Origin of the sequence: Bacillus sp. C28GYM-DRY-1, from assembly GCF_030519405.1 — a bacterium.
In the GTDB taxonomy this organism is placed as follows: Bacteria; Bacillota; Bacilli; order Bacillales; family Bacillaceae; genus Bacillus; species Bacillus spizizenii_A.
This window is the reverse complement of sequence record NZ_JAUMKF010000007.1, coordinates 1-18375: the sequence shown is the minus strand read 5'-3', so window position 1 is coordinate 18375 and position 18375 is coordinate 1. Positions and strand designations below refer to the sequence as shown.

The window sequence follows — 18375 nt, the reverse complement described above, 5'->3', positions numbered from 1 at the left end:
CATGAGAATGGTAGATATCATCATCAAAAAACAAAACGGAAAAGAACTCACCACTGAAGAAATTCAATTTTTCGTAGAAGGTTATACGGACGGAAGCATTCCTGATTATCAAGCAAGCGCGCTTGCCATGGCGATTTTCTTCCAGGATATGAGTGACCGTGAACGCGCGGACTTGACGATGGCGATGGTGAACTCCGGTGAAACGATTGATCTTTCTGCCATTGAAGGGATTAAAGTGGATAAACACTCCACCGGAGGCGTCGGCGACACGACAACACTCGTTCTCGCCCCGCTTGTTGCGGCTCTTGATGTGCCGGTTGCCAAAATGTCCGGCCGCGGCCTCGGCCATACAGGCGGTACGATTGATAAGTTAGAGGCGATCGACGGCTTTCATGTAGAACTGTCGAAGGACGAATTTATTAAGCTTGTGAACCGCGACAAGGTCGCCGTCATCGGCCAAAGCGGCAATTTAACGCCGGCTGATAAAAAACTGTACGCGCTTCGTGATGTAACGGGAACGGTCAATTCCATTCCGCTGATTGCAAGCTCGATTATGAGCAAAAAAATAGCTGCCGGGGCGGATGCCATCGTGCTCGACGTAAAAACCGGAGCAGGCGCCTTCATGAAAACAGAAGAGGACGCGGCTGAACTCGCCAAAGCGATGGTGCGCATCGGAAATAACGTCGGCCGCCAAACAATGGCTGTCATTTCTGACATGTCCCAGCCGCTCGGCTTTGCGATTGGAAATGCCCTTGAAGTCAAAGAAGCGATCGACACGCTCAAAGGCGAGGGCCCTGAGGATCTTCATGAGCTTGTCTTAACGCTCGGAAGCCAAATGGTTGTGCTTGCGAAAAAAGCTGATACATTGGATGAAGCGAGAACGAAGCTGGAAGAAGTCATGAAAAACGGCAAAGCGCTTGGAAAATTCAAGGACTTCCTGAAAAACCAAGGCGGCGACAGCTCGATTGTTGATGAGCCGTCTAAGCTTCCGCAGGCTGCATATCAAATTGATGTGCCTGCAAAAGAAACAGGTGTTGTCTCCGAAATTGTCGCGGACGAAATCGGCGTTGCAGCGATGCTGTTAGGTGCCGGACGCGCCACAAAAGAAGACGAAATCGATTTAGCTGTCGGCATCATGCTCCGCAAAAAGGTCGGCGACAAGGTAGAAAAAGGTGAACCACTTGTCACGCTTTACGCCAATTGCGAAAACGTGGATGAAGTCATTGCGAAAGTATATGACAACATCCGTATTGCAGCAGAAGCGAAGGCGCCGAAGCTGATTCATACGTTAATTACGGAATAAGGAAAAATAAGATAAATTCTAAAACACTACTCAATTATTTTGTTTAATAAACAAACATAAAATGAGTAGTGTTTTATTATAGGGAATACTTACTTGAATAGAAGTACGGTATTAAGGAAATTCGAAAAAATGTACTAACATAAATATAATCAGAAATATTTTATTGAAAAATGACATATAAATATTGCATTCGAAGTTCAGTTTTGATAAATTATGTAATATATAAGTTGCATGAGTAATCAATTTATAAAGAGAGGTGATGTTATGAATCAAAATAGGGTAAAGAAGACCCGTATAGAGAAAGGCTTAACTCAGCAACAGCTAGCAGACCTTACAAAGGTTACACGGCAAACAATAGGTCTAATTGAATTAGATAAGTACAATCCAACTTTAAGTTTATGTAAAAAAATATGTTACTCTTTAGACAAAACATTAGATGAATTATTTTGGGAGGATTAAAATGAATAGATTTTTATCGCTATTTGGGGAATCTAAAACTGAAGATGAACGATTACAAGGTATACAATATAAAGTATTGGCTCGAAGTGGTGCGATTGTATTTATTTTAGCACTTTTGGATATAATTATTAGAGGTGGGATATTTCATAAACCTTATCAAGAATGGGTTTCTAGTCTAGTAATCTTTGTAATATATCTAATTTGGAGTTTCTTTGATTCACTTTTTTCGGGCGTATTATACCCAAATTTGCAAACCAAACAGGATTTTAAAGCTAGGTTAAGAAAAAGTTTTAAAGAAATAATAATTCCGCCAATTTTTGTTGCTGTTATAAGTTGTTTTAAATTTGGATTCCCTACTGATGCATTATTTTACATAAAGTTATTATTTATATTTATTGGTATTACAGCCTTATTATTTATAATAAGCTATTTAATCATATTAATTACCTGGAAAAGAAACCTTAAAAATACAGATATTTGAGAAAAATATTAAAAAGCTGATTAATAGACCTTCAAAATTTATTAATCAGCTTTTTGAAAATATGTAGTTATTAACCAAAGATTTTTCTTGCAGCTTCATCACCAATTACATAACCAGCACCCCAAGCAGCGCCTCTAGCAAGAGCTCCCTACATAAAGTGTTTCACCTCCTCGAAAAGAAAAAGAAAGAATTAACCAAAGATTTTTTTTGCAGCTTTTTCGCCAACTACCCAGCCAGCGCCCCAAGCAGCGCCTCTAGCAAGAGCTCCCCACATAAAGTATTTCACCTCCTCGAAAAGAAAGGATTAATAAAGATTTAATAGTGATAGCTTACTAAATGCCTAAGTTAGGTTTAATCCTTATCCTCTTTTGTAAATTAATTTAATATTTTATCACCAATTTTTTTAGTAATTGTTTTGCCTGCAGTAAAAGCAAGAGCTTCACCAATTTTTCTCCACGGATTTGTATAAATAAGAATAAGAAAAAGGAATGATTTTAACGTTGAAGCTAAAACAAATGTGGTATTACACAAATCCACCGAAAGCGAAGCTGATAATCGGTATAATTTTAAATTTATTAAATACTTGTTGTTCTTTAATTATTCCACTATTGCTTAAAGAGCAGGTAGAACTATTATCGAAATCTTTTTCTATGGCATTGTTAATCCCATTAGTGATTCTTATTATTCTAGAATTTATCACTATGTCTATATCCGTATTTTTGTTAGCCTCTATTGGCCAACAGGTTGTAAAAAATCTTCGTATAAAACTATGGGATAAACTTTTGAAACTAAAAGTAGATTTTTATAGTCGCAATGCAGTCGGAGAAATAGTTAGCAGATTAACAAATGATACATCTGTTACAATGAACCTATTATCAAGTGAAATATCGCAACTAATATCTGGAGTTCTTTCAATAATAGGTTCAATAGTTATTCTTTGCATTCTAGACTTACCAATGACTATTGTCTTATTATCAAGTATTCCAGTGATTATATTCATCATACTACCTATTAGTAAAAAAATTTATGATGTATCATATGCACAACAAGAAAAAGTCTCAAAATTTTCAGGTCTTACAAATAAAATATTATCAGAGATTAGACTTGTAAAAGCTTATAATGCAGAAAATAAAGAGCTCAATCGAGGAATACAATACATTGATAATTTATACATAAACGGTTTGAAAAGGGCAAAAATTGAAGCGCTATTAATTCCATCGTTGGGAGCAGTTATATCCTTAACTATTGTTTTTATTATTGGATATGGAGCGTATCGAGTTAATCAAGGATTTATAACATCTGGTGAGTTGTTGGCTTTCATTATGTATCTTATTCAAATTGTCGTTCCTGTAGGCACGATTGGAGGATTTATTACAAATGTACAAGCTGCAAGTGGTGCGACTGAAAGAATCTCCGAAATTTTTAATCAAAAAGAAGAGATAATAAAAGCGCCATCTACAGATTGTTCTGATACGGTTAGTTCTTTAATTTTTAAAGGAATTTCCTTTAAGTATTCGGATAAGATGATTTTAAATGATATTTCTTTTGAAATACAACCGAATACGACTACTGCCATTGTGGGGCCTAGTGGTGTTGGTAAATCCACTTTGTTTTATTTAATTGAACGTTTCTATCAACCGACTAAAGGCACAATTTTTTATAATGATATTGATTACAGAGATATAGAATTAAGTTCATGGAGAAAGTTATTTAGTTATGTTTCACAAGATTCAACAATTATTTCTGGGACAATTAAGGAAAATATTATTTACGGATTAGAAGAAGAAACTATTGATGAAAGTAAAATTAAAGAAGCAGCTATTATGGCCAACTGTCATGATTTTATAGCTGGTTTCTCAGATGGGTATGATACTGAGGTTGGTGAAAGAGGTATAAATTTATCTGGGGGACAGAAACAAAGAATAGCTATTGCAAGAGCATTCTTAAGAGATACGCCTTTTTTATTATTAGATGAGGCTACTGCAAATCTTGATTCAAAATCGGAAAGTGCGATCAAAGGTGCGATTGATAGTCTTTCAAAGGGAAGAACCACAATTGTAATCGCACATAGACTTTCTACCATTAGGAATGCTGACAAGATAATTGTTCTTGAAAATGGGACTGTAACAAGTATAGGGAAGCATAACGATTTGATTAAAGAAAGTAACATGTATAAAACTTTAATTAATATACAAAGCAATTAAGGGAGATTTTAAGATGAAGAAACTTTTGTTATCTATTTATAAAGGACCTAGAATTTATTTGTAATATTTATATAATAATCTCTAGAGACCGCAAACTTGTTTCGTTTAAGGCTGTCGTGACTCCACGATAGCCTTTATTATTAAATAACTTAAGATGAGGCTTTTAGGCGGTCAAGGATAAAAGTAGTTTATTAATAGCATTTCGAGTTTAAAGATCAAAAAACTTATCTGTGAGGAGATAATTAAAACAGTATTATTAAATAGGTCATATTGTAAAAGATGGGTGTTTGAAACAGTGATGTATGCTAAAAAGAAATGGGTGTCATATCGCTGACAGGCAAAATTGCCAAAAAGAGGCGTAATTGCCGGAGAAACTGGCTTTATTACAGTCGATGACTTTACACGACCCGACAAAGCAGTTTTTACATACACAAATGGAAAAACAGAAGTGATAAAAGAAGGAGAAACGGCAAAAGGGTTGAACTATGAAGTAGAGGATATGCAAGCAGCAGTCCTGCATCAGCCAGACCATCAGTTTCTCCATGGATGTCATGAATCATGGACAGTGTAAGAGAACAGTGGGGAATCACCTATCCGTTTGAATATGAAAACATCAGGCCTTCCTAAAGGGCCGGTGTTTCTTCATAGAAAAAATGTAAGCGCTTAAAAAACTAGTAAAAAAGAGAGGCGAATTGTGTAGATGTTAAATCGATTGTTCCGTGTATGTTTTCTTGCAGCCCTTATCATGGCCTTTACCCTGCCAAACTCCGTCTATGCACAAAAGGCAGAAAAACCCGTATTTAAAGAAGTCAGCGTCCATGACCCTTCCGTCATTGAGACGAACGGCACCTTTTACGTTTTCGGATCTCACTTAGCTTCAGCGAAAACAAATGACCTCATGCAATGGCAGCAGCTGACCACTAACGTAAGCAACAACAATCCTCTGATTCCGAATGTCTACGAAGAATTAAAAGATACCTTCGAATGGGCGCAATCCGAAACTCTGTGGGCTGCTGACGTCACGCAGCTGGCGGACGGCAAATACTACATGTATTACAACGCCTGCCGCGGCGATTCGCCAAGATCCGCCATGGGCGTTGCCGTCGCTGATAACATCGAAGGCCCCTACAAAAACAAAGGCATCTTTTTGAAATCAGGCATGGAAGGCACAAGCAGCGATGCGAATGTCGTTGACCCGCATACCTTCTTTGATAAAGACGGCAAGCTGTGGATGGTGTATGGATCATACTCAGGCGGCATTTTCATTCTTGAAATGAATCCGAAAACGGGCTTCCCGCTTCCTGGACAGGGATACGGGAAAAAACTGCTCGGCGGCAACCACAGCCGAATCGAAGGCCCATATGTTCTCTACAATCCAGACACCCAATACTACTACTTATACCTATCATATGGCGGTCTCGACGCTACAGGCGGCTACAACCTTCGTGTGGCTCGCTCCAAAAAACCGGACGGTCCTTACTATGACGCAGAAGGCAACTCGATGCTTGACGTCCGAGGCAAAGAAGGCACATTCTTCGATGACCGTTCCATTGAACCGTATGGTGTCAAACTCATGGGCAGTTATTCATTTGAGACAGAACAAGAAAAAGGAACCGGTTACGTCTCACCAGGCCACAACTCTGCGTACTATGACAAAAAAACGGGACGCTCCTATTTAATCTTCCACACCCGTTTCCCGGGCAGAGGTGAAGAACATGAAGTCAGAGTCCATGAAATGTTCATGAACAAAGACGGCTGGCCGGTAACAGCGCCATATCGTTACGCAGGAGAAACACTGAAAGAAGTAAAACAAAAAGACATCACAGGAACATATAAACTCATCCAGCATGGAAAAGACATCTCAGCCGACATTAAAAAGACCATCAACATCCAGCTCAACAAAAACCGCACCATTTCCGGGGAAATGACCGGAACATGGAAGAAAACCGGAAAAAACACAGCCGAAATCACGTTAGCCGACAAGACGTATAGCGGAGTGTTTTTACAGCAGTGGGATTCGGTGAGAGAGAAGAACGTCATGACGTTTAGTGTGCTGAATGGCAGTGGTGAGGCTGTTTGGGGAACTAAATAAGATGGAGAAACGCCTTCGTAGGAGGGCGTTTTTTTATCAGCTTTATTGACTATAAGTAACAGTCCAAAGGAAGAAAAAATCTAAGATGTTGATAAGGTTAAAGACCCAAACTCAAAGTCCTCTTTGTTCTTATTATCCTCCTTATCAAAACGTCGGAAAGTGAATTTATAGCAATTTAGAATCAAATGAATCTCTCTTAAGACAAACCTTTTTACCTATTTATCCAATATGACCCATCATTATGAAAATAGTCTGTATTGTATAGAATTGACACAGTTTGATAGAAACATGAGGTGTTGCGGCATGCATAGTGAAATGTTGTTACATTCGGTAAAAGCCGATTTACATGAAAAGCAGGAACAGATCCATCAGTTAAAACGAGTGCTGCACGAAATCAGGCAAATCAAACACGATTTTTCTGAGGCCCAGCATCTCATTCACCGGCCTCATCTCACCTCGGATGCATGGAGAGGAACACATGCTGAGCGGTTTGAAGATATTCGTGAAGGAATGAACAAAGCATATCATCAAATTAAAAGCGAACAGGTCAGTGGAATTATCGAAAGCATCGAAGGGAAAATCCACTCATTAGAGGGCGATGTCTATTCCATAAGACGCCAAATCACGAGAATAGAGCACGAAATAGAGAAGGAAAAACATAAAAAGTGAGGTGAGCACAAATGGCCCAGGAAATTAAAATGGTGTATGGCACATTGAAGCAAGGGCTTTCTCAGCTCAAGAATTCAGCTGAACTCAAGTCCTCCGTGCCCGGCCATCTCTCAGGCAGAAATCATTTAAACGTTGTGAAGTCCATCGAGCAATTAAATGAGGACATCAAAGAGCTCACTGAAGCATATGCATCCGTTCTGGCCAAGCATATTGCACAAACTGAAAGTGCAGTAAATGCCATGAAGGAAACGGATGAAAACATATCATCTTCCATGAAATAAAGCGCGGGAGGACAAGGGATTGAAAACAATAGATGTCCACGCTCTTCACGAGGGCATTCAGCATACGATTGAGAAACTGGACAAGCAAAAACAGCAGCTGGAAAAGCTGGAAAAAAGCGTTGAGCATCTGGCAGGCATGAAGGATGCGCTAAAAGGAAAAGGCGGAGATGCCATCCGGACCTTTTACGAGGAGTGTCACAAGCCTTTTCTCCTTTTCTTTGGCATGTTTATCGACGAATACAAAAAAGTGCTGAAACAAACACAGCATGCGATTTCCTCTGTAGAATCTGACTCCCACGGCATGATCGCAGAGGCTTTTCTCTCACACGATGCGAGACACGGGGTCAAGCATGCACGAGAAGTGACAGAACAGCTCACAGACGCAGTCAATCGGCAGACATCAGCCATCGATCACATCGTCAGCCTGCCCACAGTCAATGACTCCCTTTTTCGGATGGAAACAGAACAGGCTGACCGGTTGATAACAGACACTCTGCATAAGCTCTTTCAATTTGACGGCCAGCAAACCCAAGCACTAAAAACAGCAAAATCAGATTTTCAAATGATGAAAAAATACATTGATCAGCTCGAAACCATGTACACCGGGCCGAAAATTGAAATCACAGGCTACAAAAGCGGCTCTATCTTGAAATCACTGGAAGAAGAAAATATCAACAAAACCTTCGGCGGCATAAACTCGCAAATGAAGAAGGCGGATAATTCACCGATGGAGTTGATGTTGAAGAAGCTGGAGAAACATAGGCAGTCCAACGTTGATACCGTGATGAAGGATAGCAAACAACAGAAGATCGAGCGTGAGATTCATGCTGATGACGGTAACGTAACGGTTCTGCAGAAAGAAGCAGCAGCTCACCCGAAAGTCTATGGAGACATACGGGTGATAAATGATAAACTATATAATCATAAAGGATTAAAAAAGATAGATACGATAGAAGTGATTGACGAACTAACTCGTGATACTGCAAGCATCGACTACGTCGGCGGCAAATACTTTGTATATGAAAATGGGCAAATTGTGAGAGAATTCTACGCTGGAGGGAAAAAGCGTCTAGAAGAGGTTTCTTACATTCCAGAAGATAAAGTAGGCGGAGCTAAGCCACTTAATTCGTTTCTTGCCGGAACGCAGTACGAATTTATTGAGTGGGTAAGCCCTCAGGGTGCTGTTAAAAAATTGGCAGTCCGAGGCGGGAAACGGGTAGTAACCAATGTGGGTAAACATGTTGCAGAGAAGGAAAGTAAGGGTGAAGTTAAGAAGGTAGTTTCTAAGAAAGCTGGTAAGTATTCCACAAGTATCGATCATAGAGTAAAGGAAGTTGAAAAACAAAATTTACCAGGTTGGATCAGTGAGTCGTTTACTGATAGTAATTATAGAACTGTAATTACAGAGGAGAATATCAATTTTTATAGAACCTTTGGTGGAAGTGCAAGAGTTAATGGTTCATTTGTTACTACGAGTCCTGCTGGGAATAGAATCAATGCAAAAATAAATACAGCTTTAGTTCCGGATTGGAAGAATTCAAGAGAGTTTGAAGCAGTAATAGAAGTCCCTAAAGGACAAATACTAAATATCGGTAGAGTTGAAAAGCAATACACAAAAACAGGAACATTACTAAAAGGTGAAGGAGACCAAATACTCCTGCCGCAAGGGTGGCCATCAGAATGGATAAAGGAGATTAGAAAGGTTCCAAGCCGATAAGGAGGATAATAAGTTGAATAGCAAAGAAAGATTAACTAAACAAGTAGAAAAAGTAATAAGTAAACTGGAAAGTGATTATAATAGTGAAATAAATAATGGTATTTATCAACTGCTATATAAAAGATATAAAAATGCATTAGATATATTGGAGAAAAATAAAGATATTAGAGAAATCAACATCATTGGTGGTGTAAGGGGTTATATGGATAGTTTTAATGACTATGAAAATCCATTACTTGAGGAATTGTATAAAGCTGAAAAAATATTAAAAGAGTTATTGTGAAATTTAATTAGGAAAAACAGTGGCGGTATACATTTTATTACTAAAAGAATATGAAGATGATGAAACTGTGGTTTACAAATTCGGGCCTAACGAAAATACTATGGGTAAAATCAAATTAAATAAAATAACTAGAAGGTTCTCAGCGTTAGAAGAAATTCCTGATAAAGATTTTCCGTCACCATTTTATTTTGATCGAGCTGCACAAAGATTAGCTGTTTGTTTAGTAAGAGAAGGCGGTATATTTCCAGAAAAAACAGCTTTTGAGTCTTAGCATTTAATAAAACCTTGATTGGCAAAACGTCTTTCAAGGTTTTAATCTGCATTCAATAAAAAACAAAGAGGTTCTCCTATGATATATAAAGCGCTTGTTAAAGGACTTGATCCACATATAGAAGAGGAAGTGATTCTCGAAATTGATGGTATTGAATTTACAGGTTTTTCATCTGTTTGTCCTTATGAAATCGAAGTAGGGAAAAAATATCCTGTGTTGATTGGCTTTACGATTTTTGATGAGTTAATGATTCGTGAAAATAAAGAAGGAATAAAAGATATAACACGAATTGATTTAGGATATCAATATTATATTAGGGGAGTTTTACAAGAGGATTCATTTGATGCAGGAATTGTTCTTACTGATGAAGATGAGTATTTTTCTGAATATCCTCATTTTATTGGGGAACATGTTGAGATAAAGGTTGACAGGATAAGCATAGAATTTTTAAGTAATTAGCAGGTAATTTGAAATCATGCTAAAAACATTAGAATGTAGAGATAAAAAGCCTATGAAAATAGAATTTGATGTCTATCACCCATTAATATAGAATTTGGAAGTTGGGATAAATCAGAAGATAAAACGGTATACTGGAGAACCGGTGATTTTAAAAAATCATTAATCTAAATAGGATTTTCACAAAAAATAGGAGAAATTCGTTCTATTACATTAACGCTGTGTGAAAGTGTTTATATATCTAAAGAATGGAATATAGAAAACATTGAACCAATTAAAGGGGGTCCTGTTTTTAACGTAGACCTGCAACAGAATGAAACGTATATTGATGAAAAAGGAATATTAAACGTATATATAACAGATAAAATAGTTCATATTCAATTTTCAGCTCATGAGATAGAATCTCTTATAGAAAATAATCACGTGTTATTTTGTTTAAATGGTGATGACAACTTTTGTGGCATTATTATAAACGATGTAGGAGATAATGAAATCAACATATTAGAACAGGCATTAAAATAATAATAAAGAAAAACCTTGAAGGGTGAACCTTTCAAGGTTTTTGACAATTATCATCTTTTTCTAGCAACAACAAATAAAAAGTTAAGGGGCAGTTTAAAGTGTTCACTACTTACAATGAATATGATTTATTAGAACTGTTTGAAAGTGAGCCAATAAGCGTGTCGGGTGATCTCCTTGCAGAAGTATTCATGTATTCTATCCAAGATATGAAAGGCTTTAAACTGATTCTGACAATGGATGTATATGCTTTGGAGTGCAATCTAAGTCTCGCCTTCAATTAGTTGCTTGTTTTTGAATCTAAGTTTATAAATGTTACTCAATCTTGTTTTTGAATCTAAGTTTATAAATGTTACTCAATTAAAGAGGTGTAATTCTGAACTATTTATATATATTCATAACGAACCAAAGGTAAAGGTTATATTTAAAAAGCAGATTGGATTATTTTCATTAATGACAGATATGAATGCAAGGATATTAGAAATTGAAAATCACGTTAAATACTTTCAAAGTACATCATGTAAATTAAGATTGGAAAACGCTTTACGTTGGATTGAAGCAGGGGTGGATAAACAAGATTGAAGTAATGAATTATGCTGTTGAATATTTGATGAACCATCCTGTTGTGCAACAAGAAGAAATTCTAGAACTGGCTTGGGGAGACAAGGATGAGATTGAAGAAGCCATTTTGAATATAATACGAGTTGAAGAGAATAGTTTTTATGCTATTAAAAAAAGAAAATGGAGATATGTTATTCTTCTTGAAGGAAAATCAAAGTATAGTGATCATGCAACCGAGCTTTTGAGCAAGCTTGCAGAAGTTGACGCAGTTATGAATTCCTCTGAAGATATGGAGGATTTCATTCATTATCAGCCGTCTTATAACGGATGCAACCTGCGCTTATATTCCTATGAACAAAATATAAATAGATTATGCAATTTGTTTCAAGACTTTTTAGTAAAAGAAAAACAAAATATACAAAATGGCTTATCGCTATAAACAAAAATAGTACTTAAAAAGTAATTTCCCTTAGTCAAAAACCAAAAATGAAAGCGTTGACATCCAACAAATCTAGTGCTAAAGTATACCTACAAACAAATAAAACGACCCGTCAGGATTGTTACTGCGATAGCAGGCAAAACCTAAATGGTGCAGGTGCAAGAGGAGACTCTGGCAATCTGCGTCATTTAGGTTTTTTTTATTCTCATGTAGGAGGTGATGCGGCATTTGATACAAAAAAAGCTGGTGAAAGGCGGCCACCTTTCATCCAGCGGGTTCCCCCATAAAAAGGAGGTATACACATGGATTATGATAAATTATCGAAAGACATATTACAACTCGTAGGCGGTGAAGAAAACGTTCAGCGCGTGATTCACTGCATGACGAGGCTTCGTTTTAACCTTCATGACAATTCGAAGGCGGATCGCGGTCAATTGGAGCGGCTGCCGGGTGTGATGGGCACAAATATCAGCGGCGAGCAGTTTCAAATTATTATCGGAAACGATGTGCCGAAGGTGTATCAGGCGATGCTGCGGAACAGCAATCTCAGTGATGAGAAGAGCGCGGGTTCATCCTCGCAAAAAAAGAATGTGCTGAGTGCGGTCTTTGATGTGATTTCTGGTGTGTTTACCCCGATTCTTCCGGCGATTGCAGGAGCGGGGATGATTAAAGGGCTTGTTGCGTTAGCTGTTACATTCGGCTGGATGGCAGAGACGAGCCAGGCACATGTGATTCTTTCGGCTGTCGGTGACGGCGCGTTCTACTTCCTGCCGCTTCTGCTTGCGATGAGCGCGGCGAGAAAGTTCGGAAGCAATCCATATGTAGCGGCGGCGATTGGGGCGGCGATTCTGCACCCGGATTTGACAGCGCTGCTTGGAGCGGGGAAACCGATTTCCTTTATCGGGCTTCCTGTAACCGCTGCCACTTATTCGTCAACAGTCATTCCAATTTTGCTGGCAATTTGGATTGCTTCGTACGTAGAAAAATGGATTGACCGTTTCACACACACTTCTCTCAAATTGATTGTGGTTCCGACATTCACATTATTGATTGTCGTGCCGCTGACATTGATTACAGTCGGTCCGTTAGGCGCTATTTTAGGAGAATACTTGTCTGTCGGTGTAAACGTTTTATTTGATCATGCAGGGCTTATTGCAATGATATTGCTTGCGGGAACATTCTCCTTAATTATTATGACGGGCATGCACTATGCACTTGTGCCGATTATGATTAACAACATCGCCCAAAACGGGCACGATTACTTGCTTCCGGCTATGTTTTTGGCGAATATGGGGCAGGCCGGGGCATCCTTTGCCGTTTTCCTTCGCTCCAGAAACAAAAAGTTTAAATCACTTGCGCTCACAACGAGTGTCACGGCGCTGATGGGGATTACAGAACCCGCGATGTACGGCGTGAATATGAGATTGAAAAAACCGTTCGCGGCGGCTTTGCTGGGTGGCGCGGCCGGCGGAGCGTTTTACGGCGTGACGGGTGTTGCTTCCTATATTGTCGGGGGGAATGCGGGTCTGCCGAGTATCCCTGTCTTTATCGGCCCAACGTTTATTTACGCCATGATCGGTCTAGTGATTGCGTTCGCGGCGGGAACAGCAGCTGCGTATTTGCTTGGATTTGAGGATGTACCGTCTGACGGCAGTCAGCAGCCGGCTGCAGGAAAAAGCTATGGGAGCAGCGGAGAAATTATTCACAGCCCGATTAAAGGGGAAGTGAAAGCATTAAGCGAAGTCAATGACGGGGTATTTTCTGCCGGGATCATGGGAAAAGGATTTGCCATTGAGCCTGAAGAAGGAGAAGTTGTTTCACCTGTTCATGGAAGCGTTACCACTATTTTTAAAACAAAACACGCCATTGGCATTACGAGTGATCAGGGAGCTGAAATCCTCATACACATTGGATTGGACACGGTGAAGCTGGAGGGACAATGGTTCACGGCTCACGTCAAAGAAGGCGACAAGGTCGCACCGGGAGATCCGCTCGTGTCCTTTAATCTTGAACAAATCAAAGCCGCGGGATATGACGTCATTACCCCGGTGATCGTGACCAACACAGACCAATATTCGTTTTCGCCAGTGAAAGAAATCGGCAAAGTGCAGACAAAGGAAGCGCTGCTTGCTTTATCCTAAAAAAACTGATGAGGTGATTAATATATGAGTTCAAATACAAAACAATTTCCAGAAGGATTTTTATGGGGCGGCGCGGTTGCTGCCAATCAGGTGGAGGGTGCTTATAACGAGGGCGGTAAGGGGCTTTCGACAGCTGACGTATCACCGAACGGCATCATGTCCCCATTTGATGAATCGATGACTTCTTTAAATCTGTATCATACCGGAATTGATTTTTACCATCGTTATAAAGAGGATATCGCCTTGTTTGCGGAAATGGGTTTCAAGGCGTTCCGCACATCTATTGCGTGGACAAGAATTTTTCCAAATGGTGATGAAGAGGAACCAAATGAAGAAGGCCTCACATTTTATGATAATCTGTTTGATGAACTGTTAAAGCATCAGATTGAGCCTGTCGTAACCATCTCTCATTATGAAATGCCGCTCGGTTTAGTGAAGAATTACGGCGGCTGGAAGAATCGCAAAGTCATCGAGTTCTATGAACGCTATGCCAAAACGATTTTCAAACGCTATCAGCACAAAGTGAAGTATTGGATGACGTTCAATGAAATTAACGTGGTCCTTCATGCGCCGTTTACAGGCGGCGGTCTTGTCTTTGAAGAAGGAGAAAACAAATTAAACGCAATGTACCAGGCGGCACACCACCAGTTTGTGGCCAGTGCTCTTGCCGTCAAAGCGGGTCACGAGATCATCCCTGATTCGAAAATCGGCTGTATGATAGCGGCAACGACAACCTATCCGATGACTTCTAAGCCGGAGGATGTCTTCGCAGCGCTGGAGAATGAGCGCAAAACACTTTTCTTCTCAGATGTGCAGGCAAGAGGCGCATACCCGGGATATATGAAACGCTATCTGGCAGAAAACAATATTACGATTGAAATGGCTAAAGGCGATGAAGAGCTTTTAAAAGAACAAACAGTGGATTACATCGGATTCAGCTACTACATGTCGATGGCGGCGAGCACTGATCCGGAAGAGCTTGCAAAATCAGGGGGCAACCTGCTGGGCGGAGTCAAAAACCCTTACCTCAAATCATCAGAATGGGGCTGGCAGATTGATCCGAAAGGCTTGCGCATCACGCTCAACACCTTATATGACCGTTATCAGAAGCCGCTGTTCATCGTTGAAAACGGCCTTGGCGCTGTAGACAAAGTGGAAGAGGACGGTACGATTCAGGACGATTACAGAATCGACTATCTTCGTGATCATTTAATTGAAGCGCGCGAAGCCATTGCGGACGGCGTTGATTTAATCGGATACACATCATGGGGGCCAATTGACCTTGTCAGCGCCTCCACTGCGGAAATGAAAAAACGCTACGGCTACATTTATGTTGATCGGGACAATGAAGGAAACGGAACCTTAAACCGCATCAAGAAAAAAAGCTTCAGCTGGTATCAAGAGGTCATCGCCACAAACGGAGAGAGTCTCTGACCACTTTGAAAATGCAAGAGAAAAAGCAGCCGAAACGGTGTTCAAGCTGAAATCATTTACGCGAATGGCGAGCCGGCGCATGAGATACTCACTCACGCAAAAGAGAAAGGCATCAGCCTGATCGTAGTTGGCAGCCGGGGCATCAGCGGCCTGAAAGAGATGATGCTTGGTAGCGTCAGCCACAAAGTGTCTCAATTATCAACTTGCCCGGTTTTGATTGTTCGATAGATTTGTTAAAAAAGACGCCCTTGGACGCTTTTTTTATCTATTAGAAAATGTAACTAATAATATATCTCGATGCGCGCCATCTTCATTAGCAGTGCCCACGGGTGTTACCGCATGAAAGACCTTTTGCCCGAGTGCGAGCGTTTCAAGCGGATCCGTCAGCCGCAGCACTTTATCAATTTGCTTAACAGACGGAGCAATCAAGTTATCCCCGCCGATGGCGTCTTCGCTCAGTTTAAATAGATGGACGAATACAAGCGGTTCATCATCACGGTGCAGCCAAATGGGAGAACTGTATGAAGGCGCGTCAGGTGTTACATGATATCTGATTTGGTGGAGCCCAACGATTACTTCTTTGTCCCAATCTACTAAATCCGTTTGGCGGGCCATTTCTACATTAGAATGTATCATTTGCTGTGTCACAGGGTGTTGTAGAAAATCATCTGATATTTTCTCGAATTGTCTGATAATTCCTCCGTCATCATAATTATATTCTTTTGATTGGAAATATCCATTATCCGGATCTAATTCAAGGGTGTTGGAGTGAGGAGCAAAAATATAGCGGGAGTGCGCTCTGTAACGGCCGCCTCCTTTTGGATCTGCTTTCAAATTATCATATGTAAGCTGTAATTCGTGAACGGCGGTATCTGTAGTTTTCTGCTGGTAAAAATCAGCCGGAATATATGAATAACCATTTTTCGTCAAAAAAGAAGCATAGTTATAAATGTCGGACTTTACCTGTTTTTGCACTTCTGAAACGTGAACCATACTAATCTCTCCTTAAAAAGTAGATGATTTTTTTGGTAATTTCCTGTATGATAGAAAATGTGGAAAATAGAGGATGTAATGTAATGGTAAATTATTTGTAATATATTGTCAAACGATAGTGTATAGTTTATTGAAAAATACCAAAATGAAAAAAGGCAGAATGTAAAATGGTGAAAAAAAAGAATATAATAATCACTGGGGCAAATAGTGGAATCGGCTTTGAAGCGGTAAAGCAATTTCTAGCGGACGGCTTTCGGGTTGTTGGAGTAGATATTCAAACGAATAAAATGTCAGAATTTATAGTAAACAGTGGCTTTCACATGGTAGAAGCAGACTTGTCTGATGTTCAGCAGGCGGAATCGTTGATGCCAAAGCTTGAACAAAGCCAATTGATTCCGGACATCTTAATCAATGCAGCAGGAATAAGGGAAATCACCCCTGTTCTTGAGTTATCGGCAGAATCATTCAAAAAGGTCATAGACATTAATCTGACGGCAGCCTTTATTCTTTCCCGGGACGCGGCAAAGCTGTGGTCTAAGCTGGGAAAACGAGGCTGTATGATCAATATCGCCTCTGTGTCCGGACTGATGGCAGAGCCTGCACGGGCCGCCTATGTATCTTCCAAGCACGCTGTCATCGGACTAACGAAGCAGCTCGCTATGGAATTCGGATCAAAGGGGATCAGGGTGAATAGCATTTCACCGGGCGTGATCCAAACAGAATTAACGGAAGAGTATTTCCAAGACGATGATATGGTTCAGCTGATCAAAAATAACCATGTCCTCCATACGTGGGGGCAGCCGAGTGATATCGTTTCCTGTATGAAGTATTTGGCTTCTGATGAGGCGCACTTTATTACAGGTTCAAACTTTGTCATAGACGGGGGCTGGACGGCCGGCAAGAAACTATAAAAAAAGGGAAAAGCACCTTGCAGTGGGTGCTTTTCCATATACATAACTGGAGGTAGAATACGCTTGATGCAGCAAGATCTCTCAATCGCACCAAAACAAAAATCAACAGCCGTGCTGAAAATGGTCATCTCCATGGTGATTTTCGGTTCCATCGGCTTTTTCTCAGAGCATACCAACCTGCCGTCATTTGAATTGGTATTTGTCCGCTGCCTTTGCGCGACGCTATTTTTAAGCTTTTGCTGGCTGGCGTCCGGCCAGTATAAAACCGAAAAGTGGAGCAAGAGAGAAGTGCTGCAAACATTGACGTGCGGTTTCTTTCTTGTATTCAACTGGGTGTTTTTATTTAAGTCTTTTGAAGAAACATCTGTCACCATCGCCATCTCCGTTTATCATCTTGCGCCGGTGCTTGTTCTTCTCCTGGGGAGCATCATCTACAGAGAAAAATTAAACGTCATCTCCGTCAGCTCCATCATCATCTGTTTTCTGGGAACGGCACTGATTTCCGGGATTAATGGCAGCACATCATTAACACAGCTAATGGGATCAGGAATCATTTGGGCCGTTCTCGCCGCACTGTTTTATGCGTTCACCACTTTATTGGGAAAAGGCATTCACAACCTCAGCCCTTACACGACCACCTTCCTGCAAACGGGTTTAGGGGTCATCATCCTGATTCCGTTTATTCACTTCGGCGCTTTTGCCGACCTGTCTCAGGGGAACTGGATCATGGTGGTGTCTACCGGGATCATCCATACGGGTATTGTGTATTTGTTGTTTTTTGACAGTTTGCGATTTTTATCAACGAAATTTATTTCAATCATTGTATTTCTCGACCCCGCTGTCGCGATCGTGCTCGATACCGTCTTCACAGGCTTCCGCCCTGACCTCTATCAAACGCTTGGCATCGTGTTAATCTTTGCGGGCATGGCCTTGACGCTTGTCAGGAGGAAGGGGAAAGCCGACGTGGCTGCTGAGGGTAAGGATATGGAACAAATTCAATAATGATAGAAAGAATGTAAAAAGGCCTAAGCGGCCTTCAGGCTGTCGAGAAAATCTCGACAGCTTTTATTTTCCCTTAAAATATCCATTCTCCTGTAATAAAATAAAAGAAAGACTTCAAAAGGACGGTGTCTTTCTTATGTTCCACACAAGAAATTCTTC

Annotated in this window: 18 protein-coding genes and 2 pseudogenes; 19 read left to right on the top strand and 1 reads right to left on the bottom strand. The window is 40.3% G+C overall.

The window, feature by feature from the left end; all coding sequences use genetic code 11:
- Window position 1: 1 nt before the first annotated feature.
- From Q3W56_RS08635 to Q3W56_RS08555, 17 genes and pseudogenes are all read left to right on the top strand, one after another.
- The gene (locus Q3W56_RS08635) at window positions 2-1303 is read left to right on the top strand and encodes a pyrimidine-nucleoside phosphorylase (protein ID WP_302895165.1); all 1302 of its coding nucleotides are present in this window, start codon (window positions 2-4) and stop codon (window positions 1301-1303) included.
- Between the two features lie 264 nt (window positions 1304-1567).
- A complete protein-coding gene (locus Q3W56_RS08630) occupies window positions 1568-1762 on the top strand; it encodes a helix-turn-helix transcriptional regulator (protein WP_268400354.1) in 195 nt (64 codons plus the stop codon).
- 1 nt (window position 1763) lies between these two features.
- Entirely contained in the window at window positions 1764-2243 is a 480-nt protein-coding gene (locus Q3W56_RS08625) for a DUF6773 family protein (protein ID WP_268400356.1), read from the top strand.
- A 500-nt stretch (window positions 2244-2743) separates the two neighbouring features.
- Window positions 2744-4447: an ABC transporter ATP-binding protein gene (locus Q3W56_RS08620; RefSeq protein WP_311766030.1), complete on the top strand. Its 1704-nt coding sequence runs from the start codon at window positions 2744-2746 to the stop codon at window positions 4445-4447.
- A 343-nt stretch (window positions 4448-4790) separates the two neighbouring features.
- Entirely contained in the window at window positions 4791-5018 is a 228-nt protein-coding gene (locus tag Q3W56_RS08615; protein ID WP_302895164.1) for a hypothetical protein, read from the top strand.
- A 129-nt stretch (window positions 5019-5147) separates the two neighbouring features.
- Window positions 5148-6539 (top strand): arabinan endo-1,5-alpha-L-arabinosidase AbnB, encoded by a 1392-nt coding sequence (abnB, locus tag Q3W56_RS08610; protein ID WP_302895163.1) that lies wholly within the window; start codon window positions 5148-5150, stop codon window positions 6537-6539.
- A gap of 303 nt (window positions 6540-6842) precedes the next feature.
- On the top strand, window positions 6843-7208 hold the full coding sequence (locus tag Q3W56_RS08605; protein WP_302895162.1) for a YwqH-like family protein: 366 nt from the start codon (window positions 6843-6845) through the stop codon (window positions 7206-7208).
- Between the two features lie 11 nt (window positions 7209-7219).
- On the top strand, window positions 7220-7489 hold the full coding sequence (locus tag Q3W56_RS08600) for a YwqI/YxiC family protein (protein WP_302895161.1): 270 nt from the start codon (window positions 7220-7222) through the stop codon (window positions 7487-7489).
- Window positions 7490-7508: 19 nt separating this feature from the next.
- Window positions 7509-9206: a ribonuclease YeeF family protein gene (locus Q3W56_RS08595; RefSeq protein ID WP_302895160.1), complete on the top strand. Its 1698-nt coding sequence runs from the start codon at window positions 7509-7511 to the stop codon at window positions 9204-9206.
- 13 nt (window positions 9207-9219) lie between these two features.
- On the top strand, window positions 9220-9489 hold the full coding sequence (locus Q3W56_RS08590) for a hypothetical protein (protein WP_268394373.1): 270 nt from the start codon (window positions 9220-9222) through the stop codon (window positions 9487-9489).
- 19 nt (window positions 9490-9508) lie between these two features.
- Window positions 9509-9760: a hypothetical protein gene (locus tag Q3W56_RS08585; RefSeq protein WP_268394374.1), complete on the top strand. Its 252-nt coding sequence runs from the start codon at window positions 9509-9511 to the stop codon at window positions 9758-9760.
- Between the two features lie 78 nt (window positions 9761-9838).
- Window positions 9839-10219 carry a hypothetical protein gene (locus Q3W56_RS08580; RefSeq protein ID WP_268394376.1) on the top strand — a complete coding sequence of 127 codons (381 nt, stop codon included), beginning with the start codon at window positions 9839-9841 and terminating at the stop codon, window positions 10217-10219.
- Between the two features lie 617 nt (window positions 10220-10836).
- On the top strand, window positions 10837-11019 hold the full coding sequence (locus Q3W56_RS08575; protein WP_302895159.1) for a hypothetical protein: 183 nt from the start codon (window positions 10837-10839) through the stop codon (window positions 11017-11019).
- A 257-nt stretch (window positions 11020-11276) separates the two neighbouring features.
- A pseudogene (locus tag Q3W56_RS08570) lies at window positions 11277-11735 on the top strand (DUF2247 family protein); the annotation flags it as partial.
- A gap of 302 nt (window positions 11736-12037) precedes the next feature.
- On the top strand, window positions 12038-13876 hold the full coding sequence (bglP, locus tag Q3W56_RS08565; protein WP_302895158.1) for a PTS beta-glucoside transporter subunit IIABC: 1839 nt from the start codon (window positions 12038-12040) through the stop codon (window positions 13874-13876).
- Window positions 13877-13900: 24 nt separating this feature from the next.
- Window positions 13901-15310, top strand: coding sequence for an aryl-phospho-beta-d-glucosidase (bglH, locus tag Q3W56_RS08560; protein WP_302895157.1), 1410 nt, complete (start codon window positions 13901-13903; stop codon window positions 15308-15310).
- Window positions 15311-15317: 7 nt separating this feature from the next.
- A pseudogene (locus Q3W56_RS08555) lies at window positions 15318-15538 on the top strand (universal stress protein); the annotation flags it as partial.
- A 33-nt stretch (window positions 15539-15571) separates the two neighbouring features.
- Here the strand turns inward: Q3W56_RS08555 and Q3W56_RS08550 are convergent.
- Window positions 15572-16303, bottom strand: a complete 732-nt coding sequence (locus tag Q3W56_RS08550) for a 2OG-Fe dioxygenase family protein (RefSeq protein WP_302895156.1) — start codon at window positions 16301-16303, stop codon at window positions 15572-15574.
- A 167-nt stretch (window positions 16304-16470) separates the two neighbouring features.
- On the opposite strand from Q3W56_RS08550, the gene Q3W56_RS08545 reads away from it, so the two are divergent.
- Both Q3W56_RS08545 and Q3W56_RS08540 read left to right on the top strand, forming a co-directional pair.
- The gene (locus Q3W56_RS08545) at window positions 16471-17214 is read left to right on the top strand and encodes an SDR family NAD(P)-dependent oxidoreductase (RefSeq protein WP_302895155.1); all 744 of its coding nucleotides are present in this window, start codon (window positions 16471-16473) and stop codon (window positions 17212-17214) included.
- A 66-nt stretch (window positions 17215-17280) separates the two neighbouring features.
- Window positions 17281-18216, top strand: a complete 936-nt coding sequence (locus Q3W56_RS08540) for a DMT family transporter (RefSeq protein WP_302895276.1) — start codon at window positions 17281-17283, stop codon at window positions 18214-18216.
- Window positions 18217-18375 lie beyond the last annotated feature (159 nt).

Bases quoted from the DNA above. Each gene is read 5' to 3' on its own strand.
- Q3W56_RS08625 (WP_268400356.1), top strand. From the start codon at position 1,764: ATGAATAGATTTTTATCGCTATTTGGGGAATCTAAAACTGAAGATGAA.
- Q3W56_RS08605 (WP_302895162.1), top strand. From the start codon at position 6,843: ATGCATAGTGAAATGTTGTTACATTCGGTAAAAGCCGATTTACATGAA.
- bglP (WP_302895158.1), top strand. From the start codon at position 12,038: ATGGATTATGATAAATTATCGAAAGACATATTACAACTCGTAGGCGGT.
- Q3W56_RS08635 (WP_302895165.1), top strand. From the start codon at position 2: ATGAGAATGGTAGATATCATCATCAAAAAACAAAACGGAAAAGAACTC.
- Q3W56_RS08550 (WP_302895156.1), bottom strand. From the start codon at position 16,303: ATGGTTCACGTTTCAGAAGTGCAAAAACAGGTAAAGTCCGACATTTAT.
- bglH (WP_302895157.1), top strand. From the start codon at position 13,901: ATGAGTTCAAATACAAAACAATTTCCAGAAGGATTTTTATGGGGCGGC.
- Q3W56_RS08540 (WP_302895276.1), top strand. From the start codon at position 17,281: ATGCAGCAAGATCTCTCAATCGCACCAAAACAAAAATCAACAGCCGTG.
- Q3W56_RS08630 (WP_268400354.1), top strand. From the start codon at position 1,568: ATGAATCAAAATAGGGTAAAGAAGACCCGTATAGAGAAAGGCTTAACT.
- Q3W56_RS08600 (WP_302895161.1), top strand. From the start codon at position 7,220: ATGGCCCAGGAAATTAAAATGGTGTATGGCACATTGAAGCAAGGGCTT.
- Q3W56_RS08545 (WP_302895155.1), top strand. From the start codon at position 16,471: ATGGTGAAAAAAAAGAATATAATAATCACTGGGGCAAATAGTGGAATC.
- abnB (WP_302895163.1), top strand. From the start codon at position 5,148: ATGTTAAATCGATTGTTCCGTGTATGTTTTCTTGCAGCCCTTATCATG.
- Q3W56_RS08580 (WP_268394376.1), top strand. From the start codon at position 9,839: ATGATATATAAAGCGCTTGTTAAAGGACTTGATCCACATATAGAAGAG.